The following is a 23,403-nucleotide window of genomic DNA, read 5'->3' as shown; positions in this document are numbered from 1 at the left end:
GTCGCCCCTTTACGCCTGCTGCTCGGCAGCGGCGGCCTCGGCCTGGGCGCGCTGCTCGGCGGCCTCGCGCTCGAAGGTCTCAAAGCCGTTCTTGTCGATCCAGGGGATGAGCGAGGCGTCGTCCTCGCGCACGATGTGACCCTTGACCATAACGTGGACGCGGTCGACATCCAAGTGCTCCAGGATGCGCGTGTTGTGCGTGATGATGAGCATGGAGCCGTCGCAGCTCTTGCGGTAGGCGTCCATGCCGTGGCTGACGGTGGAAAGCGCGTCGACGTCCAGGCCGGAGTCGGTCTCGTCTAGGATGGCGAGCTTGGGCTGCAGCAGCAGAAGCTGGAGCATCTCGACCTTCTTTTTCTCGCCGCCCGAGAAGCCCACGCCCAGCTCACGGTTGAGGTAGGAGGTATCCATGTTGAGCTCGGCCGCGAGCTCCTTGACGCGACGTCGGAACTCCTTGCCCTTCATCTCCAGGCCGGGGCGGCCGGCGATACTGGCGCGCAAAAAGCTCGACAGTGGCACGCCGGGGATCTCGACAGGGGCCTGGAAGCTCAGGAACAGGCCGGCGCGCGAGCGCTTGTCGGTGGTGAGCTCGGTGATGTCCTGGCCGTCAAAGACGATGCGGCCGTCGTTGACCGTGTAGACGGGGTCGCCCATGACCAGGTGGCCAAGGGTGGACTTGCCGGCGCCGTTGGGTCCCATCAACACGTGGGTCTCGCCGGCGGCGACGTTAAGGTTGACGTTGTGGAGGATGGTCTTCTCGTCCACGGAGGCGGTCAGACCTTCGATGGAAAGCAGCGGATTTGCGCTCATGCTGTCCCTCTCTGTATATGGTGTACTCATGGGTGTACGAAACCCTAGGAATCTTCTCGGAATAAAGTTACTATGGGTTCGGCGTTAGTCAAGGGAAAACCCGACTAATCCACTCGACTTTTCTAGATGTGGGACAAAATAACCTGTTGTGTTTGTCCCACTTACTTAAGATTTGGGACAAACAAACCTGGTTATGTTGTCCAAGATGCGATGGGAGGGTAGGTATGCTCATTTCTTCTAAGGGCCGCTATGCCCTCCGACTGATGATCTATATCGCAGCGCTGGGCGACGCCGAGGGCAAGATCGCTCTGCGCGAGGTCGCCGACCGCGAGCGTATCTCGCAAAAGTATCTGGAGCAGCTGGTTCGTCCGCTCATGAAGGCGGGCCTACTTAAGAGCGTGCGCGGCAAGGGCGGCGGCTACATGATGGCCAAGGACCCGGCCGAGGTGCGTGCCGGCGACATCCTGCGCGCCGTCGAAGGCAGCACGGCTCCGGTGGCGTGCGATGGCATCGACAACAGCTGCGCCCGCAGCGATCTTTGCTCGACCGTCAAATTCTGGCGCGGTCTGGACGACGTGATCGAAAAGTACGTCGACGGCGTGACGTTGGCCGACCTTGCTGCCGTCCCCGAGATCAACTTCGACATTAAGCTGTAGGGCTGCAGATGGTATCTCTCGACAAGGTGTACAAGCAAATTGAGATTTTTGCTCGGGAATGTGACGCCGAGAGGGTTGTGCTGTTTGGTTCTCGTGCCCGCGGTGACAACTTGCCTAAGAGCGATATTGATATTGCTGTAGCAGGTTGCCGGGATTTCGACCGTTTCTCATATCTGATAGAGGAGCGTCTTGATACTCTTTTAGATATAGACGTCGTCAATCTGGATGAGTCCTTATCGCAGCAATTGCTCGATGAAATTGCCAGGGATGGTGTGATTCTGTATGAAAAAATATGAGAACTTTGCCAGCGCCTTGGCGAATCTTGAGGATGCACCCAATCAGGATCTTAGCAATGATTTTGTTCAGAGTGGATTGATTAATAAGTTCAACCTTCAGTTTGAACTGAGCTGGAAGCTCCTTAAACGTCTGCTCGAGTATGAGGGCGCCACGCTTGCTGCATCGGGGTCTCCTCGTGCCATCTTGAAGGAAGCCTACCGATTCTACGACTTTATTGATGAGGCGGCATGGCTAGATATGCTCAGAGACCGCAATACGAACGTCCATATCTATGACAACAAGCTCGCTCAAGATTTGATTCAGCGTATCTTAAACGTCTATATCCCCGCTTTCTGTCAGTTGAGAGACGGGCTGATGGGACGCTACGGCGATCTTCTTCTGGTGCCCGACGACCAGTTTGTTTAATTCCTTTAGATTTCGCGGATTTCGCGGAGGGTTGTTGCTGTTTACCGAGGGGTTGTTGTGCAACAACGGGCGAGCTGCAATACTTACTCTTATCTTTGCAAACTGCACTTTAACTACACCAATGCAGGGAGGATCTTATGCAGCCCAAGCATTCTGCTATTGTCGCGGGCCTGACGCTGGCGCTTTCGTTTGGCGTCGTTTCCGCGCCGGCACCCGCCGCTGCCGAGGAGCCCACGCCGGGCGTTGCCTCGGATGCGACCGATATCGATAAGGGTCTCTACACCCAGCAGTCCTTCTCGGGCGTGCTGAGGTCGGTCCAGGGCGTTTCGTTTGTTAACGTGACCCCCGAGATGAAGTACTTTACCAAGTACGAGAGCCATGGCAACTATAACCAGGGCTTTTCGTATGGCGACGGCTATAACGCGCTGGGTTATTACCAGTTCGACCGTCGTTGGTCGCTCATCCCGTTTATGAAGCAGGCCTACAACTATAACCCCGAAAAATACAGCATGCTCAAGGACGCGATTGATCGCGGCAGCGAGATTTCCAACGCGAACAATGCCATGTACGAGAACGGTCAGCTCACTGAGCTGGGCCGTATTGCGCAGGAGGCCTTCCAGGGCGCTTATAACACCGACCCTGCTGAGTTTTCGGCTCTGCAGGATGCGTATGCGTACAACTCGTACTATGCGGTGACCGAGGCGTGGCTCAAGAGCGGCTTGGGTATTGATATTTCGGGCCGTGCCGATTGCGTCAAGGGCATGGTGTGGAGCATCACTAACATGTGCGGCACCGGTGGCTGCAGGGACTTCTTCCGTTGGGCGAATCTCTCCAACGATATGTCCGACCGCGAGTTTGTGACGGCGCTTTCCAACAGCGTGGTCAATAACGTGGCGATCAAATATGCGAGCCAGCCTCAGTATCATGAGGGCTGGAAGAACCGCTACCGCAACGAGCTGAAGGACTGCTTGGTTTATATCGCCGAGGACGAGGCCGCTGCGACGCCCGTGCAGCCCGAGCCCACGCCGGAACCTTCGCCGACGCCTGATTCGAATGACGACTCGCGTGACGATGCTAACGATGACAGGATGGATGCGCCCTCGACCGATTCTGACGGTGATGGCTCTGCTGGTGGCACTACCAACAACGGCTCTACCTCGAACGGCTCAGTTTCGAACGGCTCTGCTGCGGGCGATTCGTCTTCAAGCTCTGCCGGCAATACGGACAGCGCCGCCTCTGGTTCGACCGACGCTGATACCTCTAACTCATCCACCGGCTCGAGCGATTCGTCCGTTGGCGCCGGCTCTAACAACGGCTCCGGCTCTGACGCAACCCCTGATTCCGATGCTTCCAAGGATGACTCGAATAAGGCGCCGGACGCTCCCGCTGCTTCGCCTGACAAGAAGCCTTCTTTCTCCGTGCAGCTTGGTTCTACGCTGGGCTCTTCGCTGATGGCTGGCGTCAATAACGGCTCGACTTCGAACAAGGGCAATTCTGGTCAAGCTTCCACGGAAAAGACCGAAGCCGCAAAGGGCGACTCCAAGGACAAGGCTTCCGAGAAGACCGAATCCGATAAGGGTTCTAGCTCTGAGGAGAAGAGCGACAAGTCCGAACAGAAGAAGGACGAGGATAAGAAGTCTGAATCTGAGGAGAAAGACAAGAGCAAAGGCAAGACTGAGGACGGAAAGCAGCAGAGCGAGGACAGCGGTAAGGGCAACACCGATGACCAGGTCCAGGAGCAAAATGACTCCAAAACGGTGACCACCACGACCACGACGACTACAACTACCAAGTCTTCGGGCGGCAACATGCCCAAGACGGGCGATCTGATTGTGATGGCGAGCCTTGCCAGTGCAAGCTTGGCCACACTGGGCGCTACGTCTATCGTAAGTGGTAAGCATAAGCTCGATCAGCAGAAGAAGGCTTCTGGGGAGGACGGCTCGGAGGAGTAATCTTCCAGATCGTTTTCTATAAGAGTTTGGGACGGGGTCCGGTGCGGCGGCATCGGGCCCCTTTTTTGTTGTGCAACGATTTGTTATGCCCCCTCGGGGGTCTGTTGCTACCGCTGCCCGAAACGTTTGCATGTCGATATTGTTGCGCTCTACCCGCTCGCTACAATGGGCATCGTGCTGCGTTAGAAGGAGAGTCTACGGTGTCTGAACAGGTGAATTGTGGTTTTACTCATGCGTTTGGTGCACGGTTGCTCAATCATGCGGATAGCGCAGCTCTACCGGTTGATGCACACGACTTTTCCGATGCAATCAATCGGTGTTTGCTCGTCGATAAGACTATGTTTATTGCCGATATATTGGACAGTGAAGCACCTGTTGCGTTTTGCTGTCGGCCCAAGGGTTTTGGCAAGAGCATGAATTTATCGATGCTCAAGTGCTATTTGGAACGACCTGATCACCGGCTGCCGGATCGAAGCCTGTTCGCTGGTACCCAGATTTGGCAGGCGGGCGGCGGTCGCTATCGTGATGAGTACGCGAGTTATCCGGTCATCATGCTCGACTTTACAGCTGCCGCTTCGAGGCATGGCGCTGGTGCTGCGGCAGCAATTCGCGGAGCTGTCGTGCGCGAGTGCGCCCGATTGCTGCCGCTGCTTGCCGCGCCTGATCTGTCAAGACGTGAGGTTCGTCTTATCGAGAGGGTGGCGCGTGGGGTGGCCAGCGATAGGGAGATCGATGCGGCGCTTGGCGTGCTTATTAAACTGCTCCAGGTAGCTTTCGATGAACATGTTGTTCTTCTGATAGACGACTACGACGCAGTATGTCCAAAGCGTTTGGGCGCTAAGGACGACGGTAGCGTGGATTCCCTAGAGTCGCTCAGCCGAATGTTGTTCGACACCATTGCCGACGCCGGCGACTCGTTGCGATTGACGTGTCTTATGGGCGAGCGCCCCGGTCCTGCCGAGTTCGCGTTGTCCCAACGTGGGGTTTCCTATCGGTCGGCGACACCGCTGTCGAGCTGGTGTGATCGATGGTTCGGTTTTTCGGACGACGAAGTCCAGGTGCTGTTGGATCGCATCGGTCGCAACGGCTGTCTGGATGACGCGCGTGAGTGGCTTGAGGGCTATCTGTTTGGTGGTTTTTATTGCTCGATCCCGGAGCGCGTGGTGGACTACGCACATCGCGGTTGCGTCGCGCCCGTTCGGGCAGATCTGTATGGTTACGCCGACCGTCTGAGCGCATGCGTCGGCGACTGGAATCTCATGCGCCTGTCCGCATTGTTCGATTTGCTTGAGCCGCATGGGTTTATTGAGGCGCCAGTGCATGTGCATGCCGAGGAGGCCGATGCTGCCAAGCCCGAAGATATCTGGACAGCGCTGTATCTGTCTGGATTTCTTACGACGGACATGACGGGGCATTCGGAGGACGGCGCGTGCCTTCGTTCCCTGCGTCTGCCTAATAACGAAGTGCGTCAGGCGCTCCGTCTTGTAATTCTGGAATGGTTTGAGTGCGCCGTTGAGGACGTTGGAGTTATCGACTCGTTCCATGACGGGCTGTGTCGAGGAGACGAGGACACTGTAAAGCAAGCTTTGAGCTGTGCTATCGGCGATCTGGGCATCGATGTGGGCCAATCAGATATGCCGACAGCCTATCATCTGGCGCTTCAGGGGCTCTGCTTTGGACTGCCCGGCTATTGCAATCCCAGCTCCAAGCGAAGTGGCGTCTCGGATCGCTGGGATATCCAGGTGATTCCCACCGGTCGGGTGTTTGACGTGGCCGACACGCTCGGCATGCTCGATGAGCGACCGCTCATTACGGTCAACATGTTGTACGACCCTGGCGTCGATGCCCTGGGCCTGGAACTGTTGGCGGTTCAGGCGCTGCTCGACATAGAGCGCGACGGCATCGATGATATCCGCGTGCCGCGCCCCGCCGTCGGGCGCATGCGTTGGGGCTTTGGCTTTGACGGTCAGCGTGTGTCCGTGGTGTGTCAACGACTGTAGCGGCGGGTGAAAGCCCTTTACTACTCGGCGTCCTTCAGGGGCGGCATGGGCTTCCAGTTGGGATCCTTAACGATCTTGCGGGCGTCCTTCATGCCGCGGCGCAGCGCCGGAATGCCGGTCTTAAAGCATTTGTCGACTGCTGCCAGACGAATGAACTCCTTGCAGAAGGTCGCGGCATTGCCCAGACGGAACAGCATGGGGTGGTAGTCACCGTAGATCTGCATATAGCGAGCGAGGAAGCCTCGGTTGCGCATGATGTAGTAGCGGTTGGTGTCGCTCGTGGAGTTGAGCTGTCGTTTGCCGGCGATATCCCAGTTGGAGACGGCGCGGGCGCGCTTGAGCACCACGTCGGCAACCACGGCGGCGGGGAAGTGCTGGCTGGCCACGTAGCCGTAGCAGGCATCGTCGCCGTAGATAAAGAAGCGCGCGTCGGGCAGGCCAATCTTGTCGACCACGCGGCGCGAGAACATGCCGCCCTCAAAGCACAGTTGGTTCATGGTGCGGTAGCCCTCGGGCCCCAAGTCCCACTTGGCGATGGGGTTAGGGATGCCGAGCGAAAGGATGAGCTGGTACTGCCAAAAGAAAGCGCCGCCGTCAAAGTCCAGGCGCGAACCCTGGATGACATCGTAGCGGTCGGTCCACTTGGCAAGACGCTCGATGCCTTCGGGGATGACGAGCACGTCGTCGTCCATCACCCAGAACCACTGGGCGCCCAGGTCGTAAGCGCATTTAGTGCCAGCGGAGAAGCCGCCTGCACCGCCGCCGTTTTCGAGCTGCGGGGCGTAGATGACACGGTCGGTGCCGCCCTGCGCGTCGGGCTGCTCGGTGTCGATGCCCCACAGGTTGGCCAGACGCTCGTTGAATGCGGTGCACATGGCCTCGGTCTCGCGCGAATTCTCGTTATCGACAATCACGATGCGCCAGGGCGTTGCCGTGAGCTCGGTCATGGAGTCGAACAAGTTGGCCAGGAGCTCCTGGCGCTTGTACGTGACGACAACGATGGCGAGCTTATCGATGGGAGCGGGAAGGGTTGAAGGCATGGGGCAATATATCCTTTCACGCGCGGCGGGCGAGCGCTGCGCGGAAGCTATCGAATACGTCCTTGGGACTGTCCTATTGTAAAGGCTCACCGCACCTTGTCGGCAAGCTTTGAATAAAACGCAGGAACCTGCCACGGGTATAGCAGCTTTGGCGTCTGACGGCAGCGTGTCTATTGCCGTTTGAGCTTGCGAACGATAAGGCTTCTAGCTGCATCGATGATGAGGAGCGCCAGAGCAAAGACGATGCTAATGATGGTACCCGTGATGATACATATAGCTGCCGGGCTGTTTTCGCTGACCAGTATGTTTGCAAGCAACGTATTGAAGACGGGACGCCACAGGCTACTGGTGAGCGACTGCATCACATAGAAACCGAGCGTGGCGGTCGATAAGGTGACAATGACGCCTGCAGTCCGCGGATTGCCTGACGCACTGCGTCGGGTTGCCGCAAAGAGCAGGGAAGCGGCAGCGAGGGCAAACGAGATCAACGAGGTCGATTTGTAGGAGAGGACTGCCATCGCCGTGAGGTTGCCGGTGAAGGAGAGTGCTTCTTCCAGGATGGTGGCGAGCGCCAAAACCGCTGTGAGTGACCGCATGCCCAAGGCGCCCGCCCTGTCCGAATCCATGGCGTCGGTAACGTCGCGGAGCAGCCCGCCGATCAAAAACGCGATTACGTACGTGGCAGCGCTCATGAGCTTTTGGAGCCAAGAAAACTCGCCGGCGCTTGTCGTGCTCATGGCGGCTAAATACCCGTTAACAACAAATGCGAGGATGCCAACGGCGATGACCGTCGTCGTGTAGCTCTTCTGGGAGAGTCGACACTTAGCCAGTCCAAACCATGGCGCCATGAAGACCGTGGCGGCATAGACCCAGATAAACTCAAGGCCTAGCGTGTACCAGCAGTGCGTGTTGAGGGTAACATCGGGAATGGGGGAGACGACCGTGGACCACGCGAGCGCCACGACGCAATAAAACGCAGTGGGCATAACGACCTTGCCTAGGCGCTGCGCCGTTCGCTGCATTTGCAACTTCCACGTTGCCCCACCGTCCCAAGCACGCGCGGCCGAAGCGATGAGAAAATAGCCCGAGATCATAAAGAAGGCCTCGTTGGCCCAGCAGCCTAGCAAGTTAATAAAACCAAGCACGCCGGAATAGGGGAACATCGCAAGTGGGGCATATTCCACGGCGTCGACACAGGTTGCCTGGAAGGTCCACTGAAAGGTGTGGAACACCGCGATACCGGCGACTGCGACCAAGCGCAAGGCCTCGATGGATATGTTGCGTGCGGCTTTGGGCTGCATGACGTCCTTTCGTATCGGTTTGCCTCTGCGAGCTCCATAGATTATATAAACGCCCGCTGGCGCGCTGACCCTTTGATACCATGAAACGACAGGTATTTCCTAAGGAGCACATTTGTCTACTAACGTCTCTGGCAGCCCTGTTCTGTCGCTGCTTATTCCCATTTACAATGTTCAGCGCTACCTGCGCGAGTGTCTCGATTCCGCCCTGGCACAGACGCTCAAGGATATTGAGATCATCTGCATTAACGACGGGTCGACCGACAACTCGCCGGCGATTATTCGCGAGTATATGGAGCGCGATAGGCGCGTCAAGATGATCGACAAGGCCAACAGCGGCTACGGCGACTCGATGAACCACGGTCTGGAGATGGCGCGTGGCAAGTACGTTGGCATCTTGGAGTCCGATGACTTTATGGCGTCCGACGCACTCGAAAAGCTTGTCTCGGCCGCCGATAGCAATAATGCCGACTTTGCGAAGGCGAACTTTGATTTCTACTGGTCTAAGCCCGAGGAACGCCGTTCGCTGCACGAGATGTTTAGACCTCAGGATTGTGGCAAGCCAGTGCATCCGAGCGATACGACGCAGTTCTTTAAGCAAAAGCCATCGATTTGGTCGGCCGTGTACCGTCGCGATTTTCTTGAGCGCAACGGCATTACGTTCCTGCCGACTCCGGGGGCATCCTTTCAGGACACGTCATTCGCCTTTAAGGTAATCGCGTGCGCCGATAAGGCTGTTTACCTGCACGATGCCGTGCTGTCGTATCGCCAGGACAACGAGAATTCCTCGGTCAATTCTTCGGCTAAGGTCTTTTGCGTCAATACCGAGTATGCCGAGATCGAGCGTTGGATTCGAGAGGATTATGCCCGTGACCACGCAAGTGATGACGTCGCGCGCATGCTCAAGTTCAATCAGCTCATTAAGTACGATTCGTATATGTGGAACTACGTGCGCCTGGCGCCTAAGTTCTATAAGGAGTTCCTGGTTCAGATGGCCAAGGAGTTCCAAGCGGCCTTGGACGCGGGGGAGTTTTCGCTTGACGACCTCAAGCCGTGGAAGCGCGCAAATCTCGCTGCCATCCTCAAAGATCCTGAGGGCTGGGTTGACGAGCATCCGAGTTTTGCGACGGATGGTGCCTTGGGGCGTGCTAAGTATTACGCCTCGGTTGGAGGCCCAGGCGTGGTTGCTGCCTTCCTCATCGAATCGCTGAGGGGGTAGGTCGACATGGGAGAGACTTTGACCCCCAAAGCGACCATTGTCGTCCCCGTTTACAACTCTGCGCGCTCCATTCAGCGATGCCTCGATTCGCTGTTGGCTCAGTCCGAACGCTCGATTCAGGTTGTCTGCGTCAACGACGGTTCGACTGATGATTCGTTGAACGTGTTGCGCCAGGTCGCGCAGGCCGACGATCGCGTACTGGTGATTGACCAGGAAAATGCGGGTGTCTCGTGTGCTCGAAATGCCGGTATCGATGCCGCCGAGGGCGAGACCGTCTTTTTTGTGGACGCCGACGATTATATCGATGCCCAGACGGTCGAGCGCGTACTGCATGCCATGGAGTCTGCAGATGCCGAGGCCGCCGTTTTTGGCGGCGTCTGTGAACCAGCCGATGCTGCCCCCAAACGCGTCCATCAACTCATGAGCCCCAAAGCCGGTACCTTCGACGCCCGTGATCCCCAACTTCTGTTCCATTCGAATGCGCAGCCCTATGCCTGCCGCGTGGCTTTTTCGCGCGAGCTGCTCAATCGCGAAGGCATTCGCTTCGCCCCCGGTTTGGCTTTGGGCGAGGACGTCGTCTTCCAATTTGCGGCTTATGCGCTTGCCCGCAAGACCGTCGTCATGCCGGACAAGTTCTACCACTACGTGATGGAGAGCGAATCGGCGACGCACGAGTTCAACAGTGCCGAGGCTCGCGCCAAAAAGCTTGACGCCCACATGAGAATGCTCGAGGAGGTCTTGGAGGGCTGGGCGGCCTACGGTCTTTTGGACCTGTGCCCCGGCGAGCTGATCACCTGGTTCCTGGACCTCATTGTGTTCGACCTGGCGCGCTTGGATGCCGATGACTTCCATCGCGTGGCGGCTCGCGTCAACATGGACCTCACGACGTTTTTGGGAACGGAGTGGGCGGATATGCCTGCTAAGGGCGCCGTTCGCCGTGTTGCCCACAAGCTCGTTGCGGCGACCTCGGGCGTTTCGATGGCAGATGCCGCGCTGTTCTATCTTTCGACTCGCGGTCTCAAAGCCTGCCTGGAGCGTTTTATCTAATTCCAAGCGCTGCCGCCCGCCGCAACTCGGCTGCTAAAATAACCCTGTTACACGCTATTCAACAGGAGGTTCTCTTGCAGAACTCTGATACCCCTAAAGTTTCGCTTCTTGTTCCCATCTGCAATGTTGAGCGCTACCTGCGTGAGTGCCTCGATTCCGCCGTGGCGCAGACGCTCAAGGACATCGAGATCATCTGCATCAACGACGGCTCCACCGATAGCTCGCCAGATATCATCCGCGAGTACATGGAGCGCGACCCCCGTGTAAAGATGATCGACAAGGCCAACAGCGGCTACGGCGACTCGATGAACCGCGGCCTGGAGATGGCGCGCGGCGAGTACGTGGGCATCCTTGAGTCCGACGACTTTATGTTTGAGGATTCACTCCAAAAGCTGGTCGCCAAGGCCGATGCCGAGCATGCCGATGTGGTAAAGGGCGACTTTTACCTGTATTGGTCCACGCCCAGCGAGCGGCGTGAGCTGTTTGGGATCATCGACGAGCATATGACGGGCGCCGCGTATCGCCCCGTCGATCGCCCGGGCATCTTCTACCGCAAACCTTCCATTTGGTCGGCTATCTACCGGCGCGAGTTCCTCAACGACAATCAGATTCGGTTTCTTCCCACGCCAGGTGCTTCGTATCAGGATGCGGGTTTTAACTTTAAGGTCTGGGCATGCGCCGAGCGTGCTGCGTTTATCGCGGACCCCATTTTGTGCTATCGCCAAGATAACGAGAAGAGCTCCGTTAATTCTCCTAACAAGGTGTTTTGCGTGTGCGACGAATATACCGAGATGCAGCGCTTTTTGGATGAACGCCCCGAGCTTAAGGCTCAGCTTCAGGGTATTTTAATGCGCATGAAGGTCGATACGTACCGTTGGAATGATGAGCGCCTGGTCGATGAATTGCGCGAGCAGTTTTGGGAGAAGGCATCTCCCGAGCTCAAGGCCGATTGGGATGCCGGTCGCTTTGACCTGTCTCTCTTCGACCCGCGTGGCGAGACCGACTTGCGACTGATGGTCAAGTCGCCCCGCGCCTATATCGATTCGCGCTTTGATTTTAAGAAGCCGGGCAAGCTCAATACGTTTAAACACTACTTTAAGATCGGCGGCCTGCCGCTGGTCTGGCGCGTGCTGACGTATCAGCGCGCCTACGGCGACAACCCGCACCCCGATGACGTTCCGGTCGCACAGTAGGAGCACTTGACTATGGCTACCCCCAAGATTTCCGTTGTCGTTCCTATCTATAACGTGGAGGAGTGCCTGGCCTGGTGCCTGGACTCCCTGCTTGCGCAGGACATGCCCGATTGGGAAGGCGTGCTGGTCAACGATGGCTCGCCGGACGGTTCGCGCGATATTGCGGCTGCGTATTGCGAAAAGGACGCGCGCTTTACGCTGGTCGATAAGCCAAACGGGGGCCTGTCGAGTGCGCGTAATGCCGGCATCGCTGCGTCCACGGCGCCTATCGTCGCGTTTTTGGATTCCGACGACCGGTTTACGCCCGATGCATGCCGCGTGATCGTCGATGCCTTTGAACGCGAGGATTGCGACGTGTTGACCTTTGGCGCGAATCCGTATCCGCTGGAGGCGGGGTATCCGTGGCTTAACTATGTACTGAGCCCGCGCGATGTGTCGTTTGAAGGCTATGGCTCCGACCTGCTGTTTAAGGAAGCGTCTCGCCCCTTTGCATGGCGCACCGCTTGCAAGCGTGAGTTTTTGCTGGGCAACGGGATCGTGTTCGACGAAACCGTTAAGTATGGCGAGGACCAGGTCTTCGATTTTGCCGTGTACGGTCGCTCGCGCAAGACCGCGCTTATTTCGAACAAGCTGTATGACTACCGCGTGGCGCGCAAGGGCTCGCTCATGGACACCATGCGCTATGACGACGAGACGCGCCTGCTGGAGCACGTGAAGATTTACTCCGCGGTGATGGCTGACTGGCAGCGCGACGGTCTCGATGTCCAGTATGCCGATGACCTGGCGTACTTCCTATGCGATCTGGTGCTGTACGATGCGCTCAGGTTGCTGGGTTCGGACTGCGGCAAGGTGTTTGCTGCCGTTGCCACGGCGCTTGCCGGTTCTGCCGTGGGCAGCGATGCTGCGCTCGCACAATGCGCTCCTTCTGTTGCTGCTATGGTGCGTGCGGCGCTTACCAGCAAGGCCCCCAATGCCCGTGCATGTAAAAAGCTCATGTTCGATTACGACGTCTTGAGGTTTGGGCGCCTGGGTGCCTGCAAACGCATGGCAGCGAACGCCCTGGGAAAGCGAGAAGTGTAGATGAGTATCAAGCGTTTGGCGCTTTGCCGCAGTCAGGGCCGTCTGTTTGTGCTGCTTCGTTTTGCCGGTCAGGATGTCACCGCGCTTATTGAGCGGGAGGGTTCTCAAGCGTTTGCCCATGCGACGACGAGCGGCTCTTGTGTGCCGTCGCTGGTACTCCCGGTCGATCATGGCCGTGTGCTGGCGCTTTGCCCTTCCGTTTCCGATTACGAACGCGAGCTCGCCGTCTTGGTACTTCCGTTTTTGGATGGCTCGTCGATGGATGCCGTTTTTGCATTCGGTGGCCAAAGGTTGGGCTCTATTCGCCTCGATAGCCGCGTGGCCAAGCTGGAATCCAAGATTAACTACAAAGCAAAGCCTGCGCTGTGTGCGCTTATCCGCGATGCGCAGCGTGGCGAATGCTGCGGTCGCTACGAGATCGATGCCATTCGCTATTTGCCGGCAGACGCCGGCGCGGTGTGGCGCTATGAGGTTACGTGGGTGGGAGACTCCAAGTGCACCCCTGAGCTCCAGATTTTCGATGCGCATATGAATGCCATCGATGTCACCGTGCATGTGTTTGAATCGCAGATCGATGTGCCGCAGCGCAACGGTTGCCGCGTCAATAAAACGTATTTGAGCGTTGAGATGCCCCAGGATATACGTGATTTTGTCGCGATTGCGGCTGATCCCACGGGCCTAATCCAGAGCGGTTTTTGCGCCATGGATGGTCGCCTGTACAACGGCATTGTCGACGACAGCTGGAACCGCATGAAGGACGCGCGTGCAGACGACGCAGCTTATCGACGTTGGTTTGAGCAACATCGCGCAAAGCCGGGCGATTTAGCGTGCCAGCGTGTCGCTTCGGTGGCTTTTGCCTATAGACCACTCGTGAGTATTGTGGTGCCGTGCTACAAGACTGATCGGGAATACCTGCGCGAGCTGCTGGACTCGGTGCTCGCCCAAAGCTATGACAACTGGGAATTGCTGCTTATGGACGCCTCGCCCGAATGGGATGCGGTTGCCAATCTTGCGGCGGGCGTCAACGAGGAGCGCGTCCGTCGTGTTGAGCTGCCTGGTAACGGCGGCATTGTGGTCAACACCAACGCAGGTATCGAGCAAGCGACGGGCGACTACATCGCGTTCTTGGACCATGACGACATCCTGGAACCGGACGCGTTGTTCCACTATGTTGCCGCGCTGAACAAGGCTGCCGAGGACGAGCGTCCCCAGGTCCTGTTCTGCGACGAGGACATGTTCCAGAAAACGGGGGAGTGGGGCCAGCCGGTCTTTAAGACCAAGCTCAACGTCGACCTGCTCTATAGCCATAACTGCGTGACGCATTTCCTGATGGTGCAGAAGGCGCTTATTGATCGCATTGGCATGTCGCCGGAAGACGTCGCGGGCGCCCAAGATTACGACCTGACGCTCCGCTGCCTTGCGGCGGGCGCGCGGTTTGAACATGTTGCGCACGTACTGTATCACTGGCGCGTGCATCCCGGTTCAACCGCCGACGGTTCTGCCGATAGCAAGCCGTATGCTATTGAAGCTGGGCGCCTTGCGCTTCAGCGCCACTTTAACGCGCTGGGCATTTGCGGAACGGTCGAGGAGGCCGAGACGCCGTTTGTCTATCACATGCGTTATGCGCTGCCGGAGTCTGCGCCGCTGGTGAGCATTGTGATTCCCACTAAGGATCACGTTGAGACGCTCGATGCCTGCGTGATGTCGATCGCTCAGAAGGCAACGTATACCAATTACGAGATCGTCTTGGTGGAGAACAACAGCGAAGCCCCGGAGACGTTTGCGTATTACGAAACCCTGCCAGAGCGCGTGGCTGCAGCATCCGAAGGCAAGGGCATCGCGCGTGTTGTGTGCTGGCCGGGCGAGTTCAATTACTCTCAGATCATCAATTTTGGTGTGAAGCACGCCAAGGGCGACTACCTGCTGCTGCTCAACAACGATACCGAGGTCATAAGCCCGGACTTTATCGAAGAGATGATGGGCTATCTGCAGCGTCCCGATGCGGGCGTGGTGGGCGCCAAACTCTACTTTGCCGATCATCTGGTGCAGCATGCCGGCATTTTGGTTGGCGTGCGTGGGGCACTTGCCCATGCCAACCAGGACTTCTCGGCAAAGCGCGAGGGCTATCTTGCCCGCGCTGTGCGCCCGGGCAACTTTAGCGCCGTAACGGGTGCCTGCCAGATGGTGCGACGCGACGTATTTGAGCGCGTCGGCGGCTACAACGAGGAATTCGCCGTTGGCTTTAACGACGCAGACTTTTGCCTGCGCGTATGGGAGGCGGGCTACCACACCATCTATACGCCTTATGCCGAGCTGTATCACTACGAGTTCACCTCGCGCGGCAGGGAAGAGGCCAACGAGGAAAAGCTGCGCCGCTGGAAGCGCGAGCAAGCGCTGTTTATGCAGCGCTGGCCGGAGTTTTTCTTGACGGGCGATTCATGGTTGGGGCCGAACTTGTCCTCCGACAGTGAGTACTTCTCGTTTTAGTGCGAAGTAATGCCAAGTTCCGGCAAAGTATCCTCAAGAGCTGCAAGGGCGGTGGGGTTCAAGTACTCCTCGTTCAAGCAGCTCTTGTCATATCGAAAACGTGCCTCAAGATTTTTACAGGTGGTTGTATTAAATCGGTTCGCTCATGCGCTCAGTTTGCCTTAGAAGCTATTTGGCGTAACGGTTGGGGTTCGGCGACTCATATTTAAATTGCAGTCACAAAGACACCTTTTATCGATTTCCCGTTGAAATACTGAATTGATAGTTTAAAAATAACTTAAGAGAGCCTTAAATCTCGGAGAAAGGATGTCGTATGAAAAACCTTCGAGAAAGATGGCGCGGACTAACAGTGCTGGGAGTTGTTGCATTTGCCGCTGTCTGCATGACGGTTGCCCCGGCGCCCTCATTTGCTGATATTGCTGGCGGTGGCGGAGGCGGTGGACCGATTACGGAATGGTGTTCCGACGGTCGTCCGAAGACTGGACTCGTTCGGTGCGAGGACGGCAACCTTCGCTATTTCGATCCCGAAACTGGCGCCATGGTCACGAACCAGTGGCATAACGAATACGAAGCTGTCTGGTACTATTTTGGCGCTGACGGGATCGCGGTGTCGGGCTGGCAGTCTATCGGTGGGGACAAGTATTACTTCTACCCCGAAAGCCATGATATGGCATACGGCCGAGTTCAGATTGACGGCAAGAACTACTTCCTGAACACCCCTGGTGCCAACGCCGATGGCCGCATGCAGCATAGCGGCTGGCTCTATGACTCCATCTATGGAAAGTGGTTCTATGCGACCTCCAGTGGCGAACTGCTGACCGGTTGGCATAATATCGGTGGAACTTGGTATTATTTCGACGAGTATGGTGTCATGCTGACCGGCTGGATCAACGTTTCGGGGACGTGGTACTACGCCAACGCTTCCGGTGCGATGGCCACTGGCTGGCTCAACATCGGCGGTACGTGGTACTACCTCGACGGTTCGGGCGCCATGGTCGCTAACAGCTGGCGCAGCCTCGGCGGCTCCTGGTACTGGTTCGGCGACTCCGGTGCAATGGCCACTGGCTGGTTCTTGGCAGGCGGCTCTTGGTACTATGCGAGCGGTTCGGGCGCCATGGCAACCGGCTGGCTCAGCAATGGCGGCACGTGGTATTGGCTCGGAGGTTCGGGCGCTATGGCCTCTAACTCTTGGGCTAACGTTGGTGGAGTTTGGTACTGGTTCGACGATTCCGGCGCGATGGTTACCGGCTGGCGTCAGGTCGGCGGCGCCTGGTACTACTTTAGCGGTTCCGGCGCTATGGCCCACGACGCCTGGGTCGGCGACTACTACCTCCAGTCTTCCGGTGCCATGGCTACGAATGCCTGGGTTGGCTCCTACTATGTCGGCGAGGACGGCAAGTGGATTCCGGGCTATGGTTTAGTTTGGTATAAGAGCGGTAGCCATGTTTACCATACGCATAAGTGCCGTACCGTTGGCAAGGACGCAAAGGGCTATTCGCAGATCTCTATCCAGGAGGCCCAGAGGCGTGGCGCTTCACGAGAGTGCAAAAACTGCCAGCAAATTGGCTAGTACATTACTGAGCTAGTTTTGATTGAGGCCCCGTTGCCCTGAGGTGACGGGGCCACTGCGTGATTGGATACTGTGCTGCTATGAAGAAATGGTCATTCGGGGTGCTGGTCTTTTCGGGCCTTGTTTCTTTGGGGCTCCTTTTGGGTTCGCCCTCGATGTTATACGCCCTTGATTCGAATAACACTGACGAAGGTCCCGCATCTAACGTTGCTATTGCTTCTGTCGAGTCAGGCGTTGATGCTCAGCGCGAATCGACCTTCGCTGTCGAGCAGAACTCTCAGGTGGATAATGAGACCCCTTCCGAGGTTTCGAATCAAATTATTTGGCATCAGGGGTGGATATCACCCGAAGAAGGGGCTGGTTTTTGGCGTTGGGGCTTGTCCGACGGAACAATCGCTGTTTCTTCTTGGAGACATATAGACGGTAGCTGGTACTGGTTCGACGACGAAGGTCGAATGGCTCAGGATGGGTTGGTTCAAGTCGGGGGTGCGACGTATGCCTTCTCCTCTTCGGGCGCAATGCGTGTCGGCTGGTACCTAGATTCTACGGGCTCCACTTCTGCTTGGCGTTATTTCTCCGGTTCTGGCGCCATGGTAAAAGGCTGGCTTTCAGACGGCAGCAACTGGTATTGGCTGGATGATGAGGGCAAGATGGTCCACGATGCGATGCTGCAGATTGGGGGAGCCACGTATGGATTCTCTTCTTCTGGTGCAATGCTTATCGGATGGCATCTTGATGCTTCTGTCTGGCATTATTTTTCCGGCTCTGGCGCTCTGGTAAAGGGCTGGCTCTCGGATGGGGGTCGTTGGTACTGGCTTGATCCTGCAGACGGTTCTATGGCCACCGGGCTGAATGAATGCAATGGCACCTCTTATATCTTTAACAGTTCAGGGGCCATGCTATCCTCCCAGTGGGCACTTATTGACAACAACTGGTATTACGCTGACTCCAACGGCTTACTGCATGGAGGTTGGTTACTTCTAGGGAATTCTTGGTATTACCTGGATCCAGGAAGCCATATTATGCTCACGGGCTTTGTGCAAGTGGGCTCGTCCACCTATTTCCTTACGAGCTCAGGTGCCATGGCAACAGGCTGGGCACTTGCTGATGGTACTTGGTATTACGCCGCATCAAACGGAGCTATTCAACGAGGGCGATGGATAAAGTCCGGAAGCGCCTGGTATTACCTTGATGATGTATCCGGCGCAATGCGTACTGGTGAATTTGCGGTAGGAAGCAAGCGCTATTTTTCTTATGATTCCGGTGCAATGGCATCTTCGTGCTGGATCAACTTGAACGATGGTATGGCATGGGCGAATTCGTCTGGAGCACTGAGCGAGCCGTTGCCTACTTCATCTGATGGATCTCCTGTAGTCGCTGATCGTACTGACTCGTCTTCATTGCCAGGTGTGATTCATATTGGAGATGCGGTTTTCTATGCGGATGCGAATGGTGTCGTTAACGTGGCGTCTGGTTGGATTATGTCGAAAGACGCTTCTGACGAAAGTGGCAATACTTGGTACTACGCATCTTCCAATGGTGTCCTTAAGTCTGGTTGGCAATATGTCAACGGTGCGTGGTATTGGATGGACCCTTCCACATTCAAGATGAAAACTGGATGGCTTAATGACGGCGGTACGTGGTACTGGCTCCAGCCTTCGGGTGCCATGTTTGCTAACGGGTGGCTGAAAATCGATGGCGTTGACTATTACTTCAATGCAAGTGGTGCATGGTTGAATACGTCTGGTTCTGTTTTGGGGGTCAATAGGTCCAGCTTGGTCAATTGGCTTATGAGCCACGAAAACGACGGCTATTACCGTGGAACACGCTACGACACGCATCTCAGCCAGGAAACGTGCATGTACCCAAAGGGTGATCCGCGTTGGGACGGTTATACGGGCATGAATTGTGGTGGATTTGTATCGCATGCATATATGAAGGCGGGCGGGAATTTAGCTCCCATTGCCGCCGAGCAGAGCCATTCCCCTTGGAGTGGAGGTCCCGGAAGGGGCGGCTGCGTAAACGCTTATCGTTGGTACGGCTACGCTATCGATACGTGTGCGAACGTGACTTATTTCAACTCTATTGATGAGTTGTTACGTAGTGGTTTGGCTCGTAAGGGGGACATTGTGTTCTTCAATCCTTACAACCCATATGCGGACGATAGCCACATTGGCTTTTTCTGGGGCAATTCGCCGAGCGAAAATTTGTTCTGGCATAGTGATGGTTATGGAAATCGCATCTCCGGTTTGACCGCTTTGGGCCCATCGAAAGTAATACTGATTCGTTAGAATTCCGAGTTGTAGGGGACTCTCTGGGCCCCCTACCTTTTTGACATCTGGTTTGAAAGTTTATTTGAAGTCGGTATTCTTGGGGGCAAGAGGAGGGGGCAATGAGCCTGCGGGTTCAACCCTGCCGGTAAGTTCTTCTTTTCTTTGCAGCATTGCGCCCAACTATTTATTGTCCTAGATGGCATCTTGTCCTGTTAGATGTTCGGGAATCTTTCATAGCTATGCTGTAAGCTAGACGCAATCAAGAGCGAATGACGAGGTTTACATGAACAAACATCTTAAGTTGTTTTCGGCATTGTTGGTGCTGATGCTCTTTGCGCCCGTTTCTATGTTTGTATGCCCTGCGGATGCAGAGGCTGCTCAGACTCTGGTTGAGAATTCTTGGCGTTATGAGGGTGGACAATTAGTTTCAGATGATGCTTCTTCCGAAGAAGACGGAATAGCCTTATTGTCTATGGACGCTCTTCCCGATGGGGTTACAGCTCAGGGCATTGACGTCAGCGAGCACCAAGGGCGTATTGATTGGGACGCAGTTAAAGCTTCTGGCATCGATTTCGCTATTCTGCGCGTTGGGTTTGGCGCTCCGTCTTTCGGCGGTCGAGTTGACTATCAATTTAATCGAAATATTTCTGAGTGCGAGCGACTCGGAATTCCCTACGGCGTCTATGTCTATTCATATGCTTTTGATAATCAACAGGCAGCCGATGAGGCATCAATGGTGATCAATTGCCTTTCTGGGCATAATCCAAGATTGCCGGTGTATTACGATCTTGAGGATAACTCGATAATTGCAAATGGACGTCAAACCGGAATTGCATTGAGGGCGCAGGTTTTTTGTAATAGGATTTCTGCCGCAGGATATGAGCCTGGTATTTATGCAAATTTAAATTGGTTTAACAACATTTTGACTGACTCTGTATTTAAGAGTAGCTCTTGGGATCATTGGATTGCTCAATATAACTCGCAATGTGACTATACCGGCAATTACAGTTTTTGGCAGTATAAGAGCAACGGAAAAGTCCCTGGAATCAACGGCAACGTTGATATGAACTACGCGTATGTTGATGTCTCCCTTTATCATTGGCAACTAATTGACAGCACCTGGTATTATGCAGCCTCCAACGGCAAGGCGTATACCGGATGGTTGTTTCAGAGTGGCACGTGGTACTGGCTCGAGCCCGACGTGGGCGGTGCCATGGCTACCGGCCTTCACGAGTGCAACGGCTCCCTGTACTGGTTTAATTCGTCCGGCGCGATGGCGACCGGGTGGGTCCTCGACGGCGGGACCTGGTACTACGCGACTGGCTCCGGCGCGCTGGCGCGCGGCCCCGTATCCGTCGGCGGCGCGCCCTACTGCTTCGACGCCCGGATGGGTGCCATGCTGACGGGCTACCAGACGGACGCGCAGGGCGTCCGCCGCTACTTCGGCAGCTGCGGCCCTCTTAACGGCTGGGGCTTCGTCGACGGCTCCTGGTACTGGTTCGCTGACGGTATCGCCTCGACCGGCTGGCTTTACACCGGCGGTTCCTGGTACTGGCTCGACCCCGACGCGGGCGGCGCCATGGCGACGGGCCTCCATTCGTGCAACGGTTCCGCATGCTGGTTCAACAGCTCCGGCGCAATGGCGACCGGATGGGTCCTCGACGGCGGGACCTGGTACTACGCGACTGGCTCCGGCGCCCTCGCCTCCGGCTGGCTCAACCTAAACGGTGCGTGGTACTGGCTCGATCCCTCGACGCACGCCATGGCCACTGGGCTCCACGAGTGCAACGGCTCCGCGTACTGGTTCAACGCCTCCGGCGCGATGGCGACCGGTTGGGTCCTCGACGGCGGCACCTGGTACTACGCGACGGGATCAGGCGTGCTGGCCTCCGGCTGGGCATACGTCGGCGGCGCCTGGTACTGGCTTGACCCCACGACGCACGCAATGACTACGGGTGTTCAAGAAATCGATGGGGTGCAATACTCTTTTGCTAGCAATGGTGTATGGCTTGGCTAGCAGCTCTTCTTTAATTGCTTTTTTCTAATTACATATTGCTCTTAGCCATCCATTTGTAGACTATGTTTATGTAAAAATTGGTTACTACTGGGGGCTGCACATGGCAAGGAAAAAGCGAATAACATTAATCCTAATCATTCTTTCAACCCTACTGCTCGCTGGGCCCGGTGTGGTTGATATCGCGAACGCAGAACCCATAAGCTCCTCTATCCCTACTGATATTGAGAGGCAATCCGTCCCCTCGACTCTTTCTCCTTCCGATTCAATCGATGATGGTCCTGCTCAAGAATCCGTTAAATGGAATCTGGGTTGGAATTCGTTTGACGGCAACTGGTTCTATGTGGATTCAGTCAATCCGGTCTCGTTGCATTCTGGCTGGCTCTATACCAATGGGGCCTGGTACTGGCTCGATCCCTCGACGCACGCCATGGCCATCGGGCTCCATGAGTGCAATGGCTCCGCATACTGGTTCAATGGCTCCGGCGCGATGGCGACCGGATGGGTGCTCGACGGCGGGACCTGGTACTACGCGACGGGCTCCGGCGCGCTGGCGCGCGGCCCCGTATCCGTCGGCGGCGTGCCCTACTGCTTCGACGCCCGGACGGGGGCCATGCTGACGGGTTACCAGACTGATGCGCAGGGCGTCCGCCGCTACTTCGGCAGCTGCGGCCCTCTTAACGGCTGGGGCTTCGTCGACGGCTCCTGGTACTGGTTCGCTGACGGTATCGCCTCGACCGGCTGGCTTTACACCGGCGGTTCCTGGTACTGGCTCGACCCCGACGCGGGCGGCGCCATGGTGACGGGCCTCCACGCGTGCAACGGCTCAGCGTACTGGTTCAGCGCCTCCGGCGCGATGGCGACCGGATGGGTCCTCGACGGCGGGACCTGGTACTACGCGACTGGCTCCGGCGCCCTCGCCTCCGGCTGGCTCAACCTAAACGGTGCGTGGTACTGGCTCGATCCCTCGACGCACGCCATGGCCACGGGCGTTCAAACTATCGGATCATGTGAATACATATTTAATAGTACCGGCAAGATGATGGCTAATTGCTGGTCAAACGGTGATGGGTCTTGGATGTATCATTCGTCATCCAGCGGCGCAATTGACCTTAAAGGCATCATGACCGATTCGGGAATCCAGTTGATTGACGATGGCGGGAATGTTAGAACTGGCTGGATTGAGAGTCAGGGTTCTCGATATTATTGTTCTGCTGATGGGGTAATTCTGACTGGATGGCAGCAAATAGCTGGGTCTTGGTATTACTTTAACTCGGATGGTCGAATGGCGACCGGCTGGCTTAACGATGGCGGTAACTGGTTCTGGCTAGATTCCGCTTCTGGCACAATGAAAACGGGATGGCTTTCCCTTGGGGGCACATGGTATTACCTTGATGCCGCACGTGGGGGAGTAATGCTGAGCAGTGGTTGGTATTGGATCGGCTCTACTGACTACAAGTTCAGCTCATCCGGCGCAATGGTTGGCGCTTGGGTCGATGTCCCGTGCTATTCGCAGTACCCGGAACTTCCTACTGGCTGTGAGTCGGTTGCCCTTACAAACTTGCTTAACTATTATGGTTTCGGTTTAGGTAAGACGATTATTGCGGATTATTACTTGCCCAAGGGAAGCAACGGCAACTTTGTTACCGCCTTTGATGGCAACCCAAGGCGTAGCAGCGGGGGTCTCATGGGATGCGTCGCCCCTGCGATTACTATTGCTGGCAATAACTTTCTGCGTGCTGCTGGAAGTGGCAAGCAGGCAAAAGACGTCTCTTTCTCGTCAATTTCTTCCATTAAGAACAGACTGACCTGTGGTCAACCTGTTGAGATGTGGAATACCGAGTGGGGAAGTTGGCCAGGAGGCCGTTATGCTGCACGTTGGTATAATGGGCATTCTTATGGCCTGTGGGGCGGTAATCATGCCGTAGTCCTTAAAGGCTATGATGACGAGCAGGGAATTGTCTATCTTTCGGATTCGATTAACGGCAATGTTACGCGAAATGCCCAGGTGTTCTTCGGCACGTGGCAACAGATGGATAGTCAGGCCGTGGTAATTGAATAG

Annotated in this window: 17 protein-coding genes; 14 read left to right on the top strand and 3 right to left on the bottom strand. The window is 56.3% G+C overall.

What is annotated here, in order from left to right:
* Positions 1 to 9 precede the first annotated feature (9 nt).
* Entirely contained in the window at positions 10 to 810 is an 801-nt protein-coding gene (gene sufC / locus DW850_RS05990) for a Fe-S cluster assembly ATPase SufC (RefSeq protein WP_117786541.1), read from the bottom strand.
* Positions 811 to 1,034: 224 nt separating this feature from the next.
* Here sufC and DW850_RS05985 point away from each other — a divergent pair, with 224 nt between their 5' ends.
* The 5 genes from DW850_RS05985 (at position 1,035) to DW850_RS05965 (ending at position 6,120) form a co-directional block, all read left to right on the top strand.
* Positions 1,035 to 1,466, top strand: a complete 432-nt coding sequence (locus DW850_RS05985; RefSeq protein WP_099431873.1) for an Rrf2 family transcriptional regulator — start codon at positions 1,035 to 1,037, stop codon at positions 1,464 to 1,466.
* A gap of 8 nt (positions 1,467 to 1,474) precedes the next feature.
* On the top strand, positions 1,475 to 1,762 hold the full coding sequence (locus DW850_RS05980; RefSeq protein WP_117655961.1) for a nucleotidyltransferase family protein: 288 nt from the start codon (positions 1,475 to 1,477) through the stop codon (positions 1,760 to 1,762).
* Positions 1,749 to 2,168: an HI0074 family nucleotidyltransferase substrate-binding subunit gene (locus DW850_RS05975; RefSeq protein WP_117635061.1), complete on the top strand. Its 420-nt coding sequence runs from the start codon at positions 1,749 to 1,751 to the stop codon at positions 2,166 to 2,168. Before DW850_RS05980 ends, DW850_RS05975 begins: the two co-directional genes overlap by 14 nt.
* A gap of 137 nt (positions 2,169 to 2,305) precedes the next feature.
* A complete protein-coding gene (locus tag DW850_RS05970; protein WP_117786540.1) occupies positions 2,306 to 4,120 on the top strand; it encodes a hypothetical protein in 1,815 nt (604 codons plus the stop codon).
* A 41-nt stretch (positions 4,121 to 4,161) separates the two neighbouring features.
* The gene (locus DW850_RS05965) at positions 4,162 to 6,120 is read left to right on the top strand and encodes an AAA family ATPase (protein ID WP_370215632.1); all 1,959 of its coding nucleotides are present in this window, start codon (positions 4,162 to 4,164) and stop codon (positions 6,118 to 6,120) included.
* Positions 6,121 to 6,140: 20 nt separating this feature from the next.
* On the opposite strand, the gene DW850_RS05960 is transcribed toward DW850_RS05965, so the two are convergent.
* Positions 6,141 to 7,160 carry a glycosyltransferase gene (locus tag DW850_RS05960; protein WP_117786538.1) on the bottom strand — a complete coding sequence of 340 codons (1,020 nt, stop codon included), beginning with the start codon at positions 7,158 to 7,160 and terminating at the stop codon, positions 6,141 to 6,143.
* A gap of 170 nt (positions 7,161 to 7,330) precedes the next feature.
* On the bottom strand, positions 7,331 to 8,461 hold the full coding sequence (locus DW850_RS05955) for an acyltransferase (protein ID WP_117786537.1): 1,131 nt from the start codon (positions 8,459 to 8,461) through the stop codon (positions 7,331 to 7,333).
* A 112-nt stretch (positions 8,462 to 8,573) separates the two neighbouring features.
* Between DW850_RS05955 and DW850_RS05950 the strand changes: the two genes are divergently transcribed.
* From DW850_RS05950 to DW850_RS05910, 9 genes are all read left to right on the top strand, one after another.
* The gene (locus DW850_RS05950) at positions 8,574 to 9,677 is read left to right on the top strand and encodes a glycosyltransferase (protein ID WP_117629109.1); all 1,104 of its coding nucleotides are present in this window, start codon (positions 8,574 to 8,576) and stop codon (positions 9,675 to 9,677) included.
* A 6-nt stretch (positions 9,678 to 9,683) separates the two neighbouring features.
* Positions 9,684 to 10,724: a glycosyltransferase gene (locus DW850_RS05945; RefSeq protein ID WP_117563896.1), complete on the top strand. Its 1,041-nt coding sequence runs from the start codon at positions 9,684 to 9,686 to the stop codon at positions 10,722 to 10,724.
* A gap of 74 nt (positions 10,725 to 10,798) precedes the next feature.
* Complete coding sequence (locus DW850_RS05940) at positions 10,799 to 11,917, top strand: glycosyltransferase family 2 protein (RefSeq protein ID WP_158558594.1); 1,119 nt, start codon at positions 10,799 to 10,801, stop codon at positions 11,915 to 11,917.
* Between the two features lie 12 nt (positions 11,918 to 11,929).
* Positions 11,930 to 12,997, top strand: a complete 1,068-nt coding sequence (locus DW850_RS05935) for a glycosyltransferase (RefSeq protein WP_117786535.1) — start codon at positions 11,930 to 11,932, stop codon at positions 12,995 to 12,997.
* Entirely contained in the window at positions 12,998 to 15,484 is a 2,487-nt protein-coding gene (locus DW850_RS05930; protein ID WP_117786534.1) for a glycosyltransferase, read from the top strand.
* Between the two features lie 313 nt (positions 15,485 to 15,797).
* Positions 15,798 to 17,054 (top strand): hypothetical protein, encoded by a 1,257-nt coding sequence (locus DW850_RS05925; protein WP_117786533.1) that lies wholly within the window; start codon positions 15,798 to 15,800, stop codon positions 17,052 to 17,054.
* An 80-nt stretch (positions 17,055 to 17,134) separates the two neighbouring features.
* The gene (locus tag DW850_RS05920) at positions 17,135 to 19,345 is read left to right on the top strand and encodes an N-acetylmuramoyl-L-alanine amidase family protein (protein WP_117786532.1); all 2,211 of its coding nucleotides are present in this window, start codon (positions 17,135 to 17,137) and stop codon (positions 19,343 to 19,345) included.
* Between the two features lie 265 nt (positions 19,346 to 19,610).
* On the top strand, positions 19,611 to 21,344 hold the full coding sequence (locus DW850_RS05915) for a GH25 family lysozyme (RefSeq protein ID WP_117786531.1): 1,734 nt from the start codon (positions 19,611 to 19,613) through the stop codon (positions 21,342 to 21,344).
* A 100-nt stretch (positions 21,345 to 21,444) separates the two neighbouring features.
* Positions 21,445 to 23,403 carry a C39 family peptidase gene (locus tag DW850_RS05910; RefSeq protein WP_117786530.1) on the top strand — a complete coding sequence of 653 codons (1,959 nt, stop codon included), beginning with the start codon at positions 21,445 to 21,447 and terminating at the stop codon, positions 23,401 to 23,403.

Source organism: Collinsella sp. AM36-4AA (assembly GCF_003467795.1).
Lineage (GTDB): Bacteria > Actinomycetota > Coriobacteriia > Coriobacteriales > Coriobacteriaceae > Collinsella.
The sequence above is the reverse complement of the archived record's forward strand: the minus strand, read 5'-3'. Positions and strand labels throughout refer to the sequence as shown.

Excerpts from the sequence above, each read along its gene's own strand:
- DW850_RS05920 (WP_117786532.1), top strand. The coding sequence starts at position 17,135 with ATGAAGAAATGGTCATTCGGGGTGCTGGTCTTTTCGGGCCTTGTTTCT.
- DW850_RS05925 (WP_117786533.1), top strand. The coding sequence starts at position 15,798 with ATGAAAAACCTTCGAGAAAGATGGCGCGGACTAACAGTGCTGGGAGTT.
- DW850_RS05915 (WP_117786531.1), top strand. The coding sequence starts at position 19,611 with ATGAACAAACATCTTAAGTTGTTTTCGGCATTGTTGGTGCTGATGCTC.
- DW850_RS05945 (WP_117563896.1), top strand. The coding sequence starts at position 9,684 with ATGGGAGAGACTTTGACCCCCAAAGCGACCATTGTCGTCCCCGTTTAC.
- DW850_RS05970 (WP_117786540.1), top strand. The coding sequence starts at position 2,306 with ATGCAGCCCAAGCATTCTGCTATTGTCGCGGGCCTGACGCTGGCGCTT.
- DW850_RS05935 (WP_117786535.1), top strand. The coding sequence starts at position 11,930 with ATGGCTACCCCCAAGATTTCCGTTGTCGTTCCTATCTATAACGTGGAG.
- DW850_RS05985 (WP_099431873.1), top strand. The coding sequence starts at position 1,035 with ATGCTCATTTCTTCTAAGGGCCGCTATGCCCTCCGACTGATGATCTAT.
- DW850_RS05910 (WP_117786530.1), top strand. The coding sequence starts at position 21,445 with ATGGCAAGGAAAAAGCGAATAACATTAATCCTAATCATTCTTTCAACC.
- DW850_RS05955 (WP_117786537.1), bottom strand. The coding sequence starts at position 8,461 with ATGCAGCCCAAAGCCGCACGCAACATATCCATCGAGGCCTTGCGCTTG.
- DW850_RS05975 (WP_117635061.1), top strand. The coding sequence starts at position 1,749 with ATGAAAAAATATGAGAACTTTGCCAGCGCCTTGGCGAATCTTGAGGAT.
- sufC (WP_117786541.1), bottom strand. The coding sequence starts at position 810 with ATGAGCGCAAATCCGCTGCTTTCCATCGAAGGTCTGACCGCCTCCGTG.
- DW850_RS05980 (WP_117655961.1), top strand. The coding sequence starts at position 1,475 with ATGGTATCTCTCGACAAGGTGTACAAGCAAATTGAGATTTTTGCTCGG.
- DW850_RS05960 (WP_117786538.1), bottom strand. The coding sequence starts at position 7,160 with ATGCCTTCAACCCTTCCCGCTCCCATCGATAAGCTCGCCATCGTTGTC.
- DW850_RS05930 (WP_117786534.1), top strand. The coding sequence starts at position 12,998 with ATGAGTATCAAGCGTTTGGCGCTTTGCCGCAGTCAGGGCCGTCTGTTT.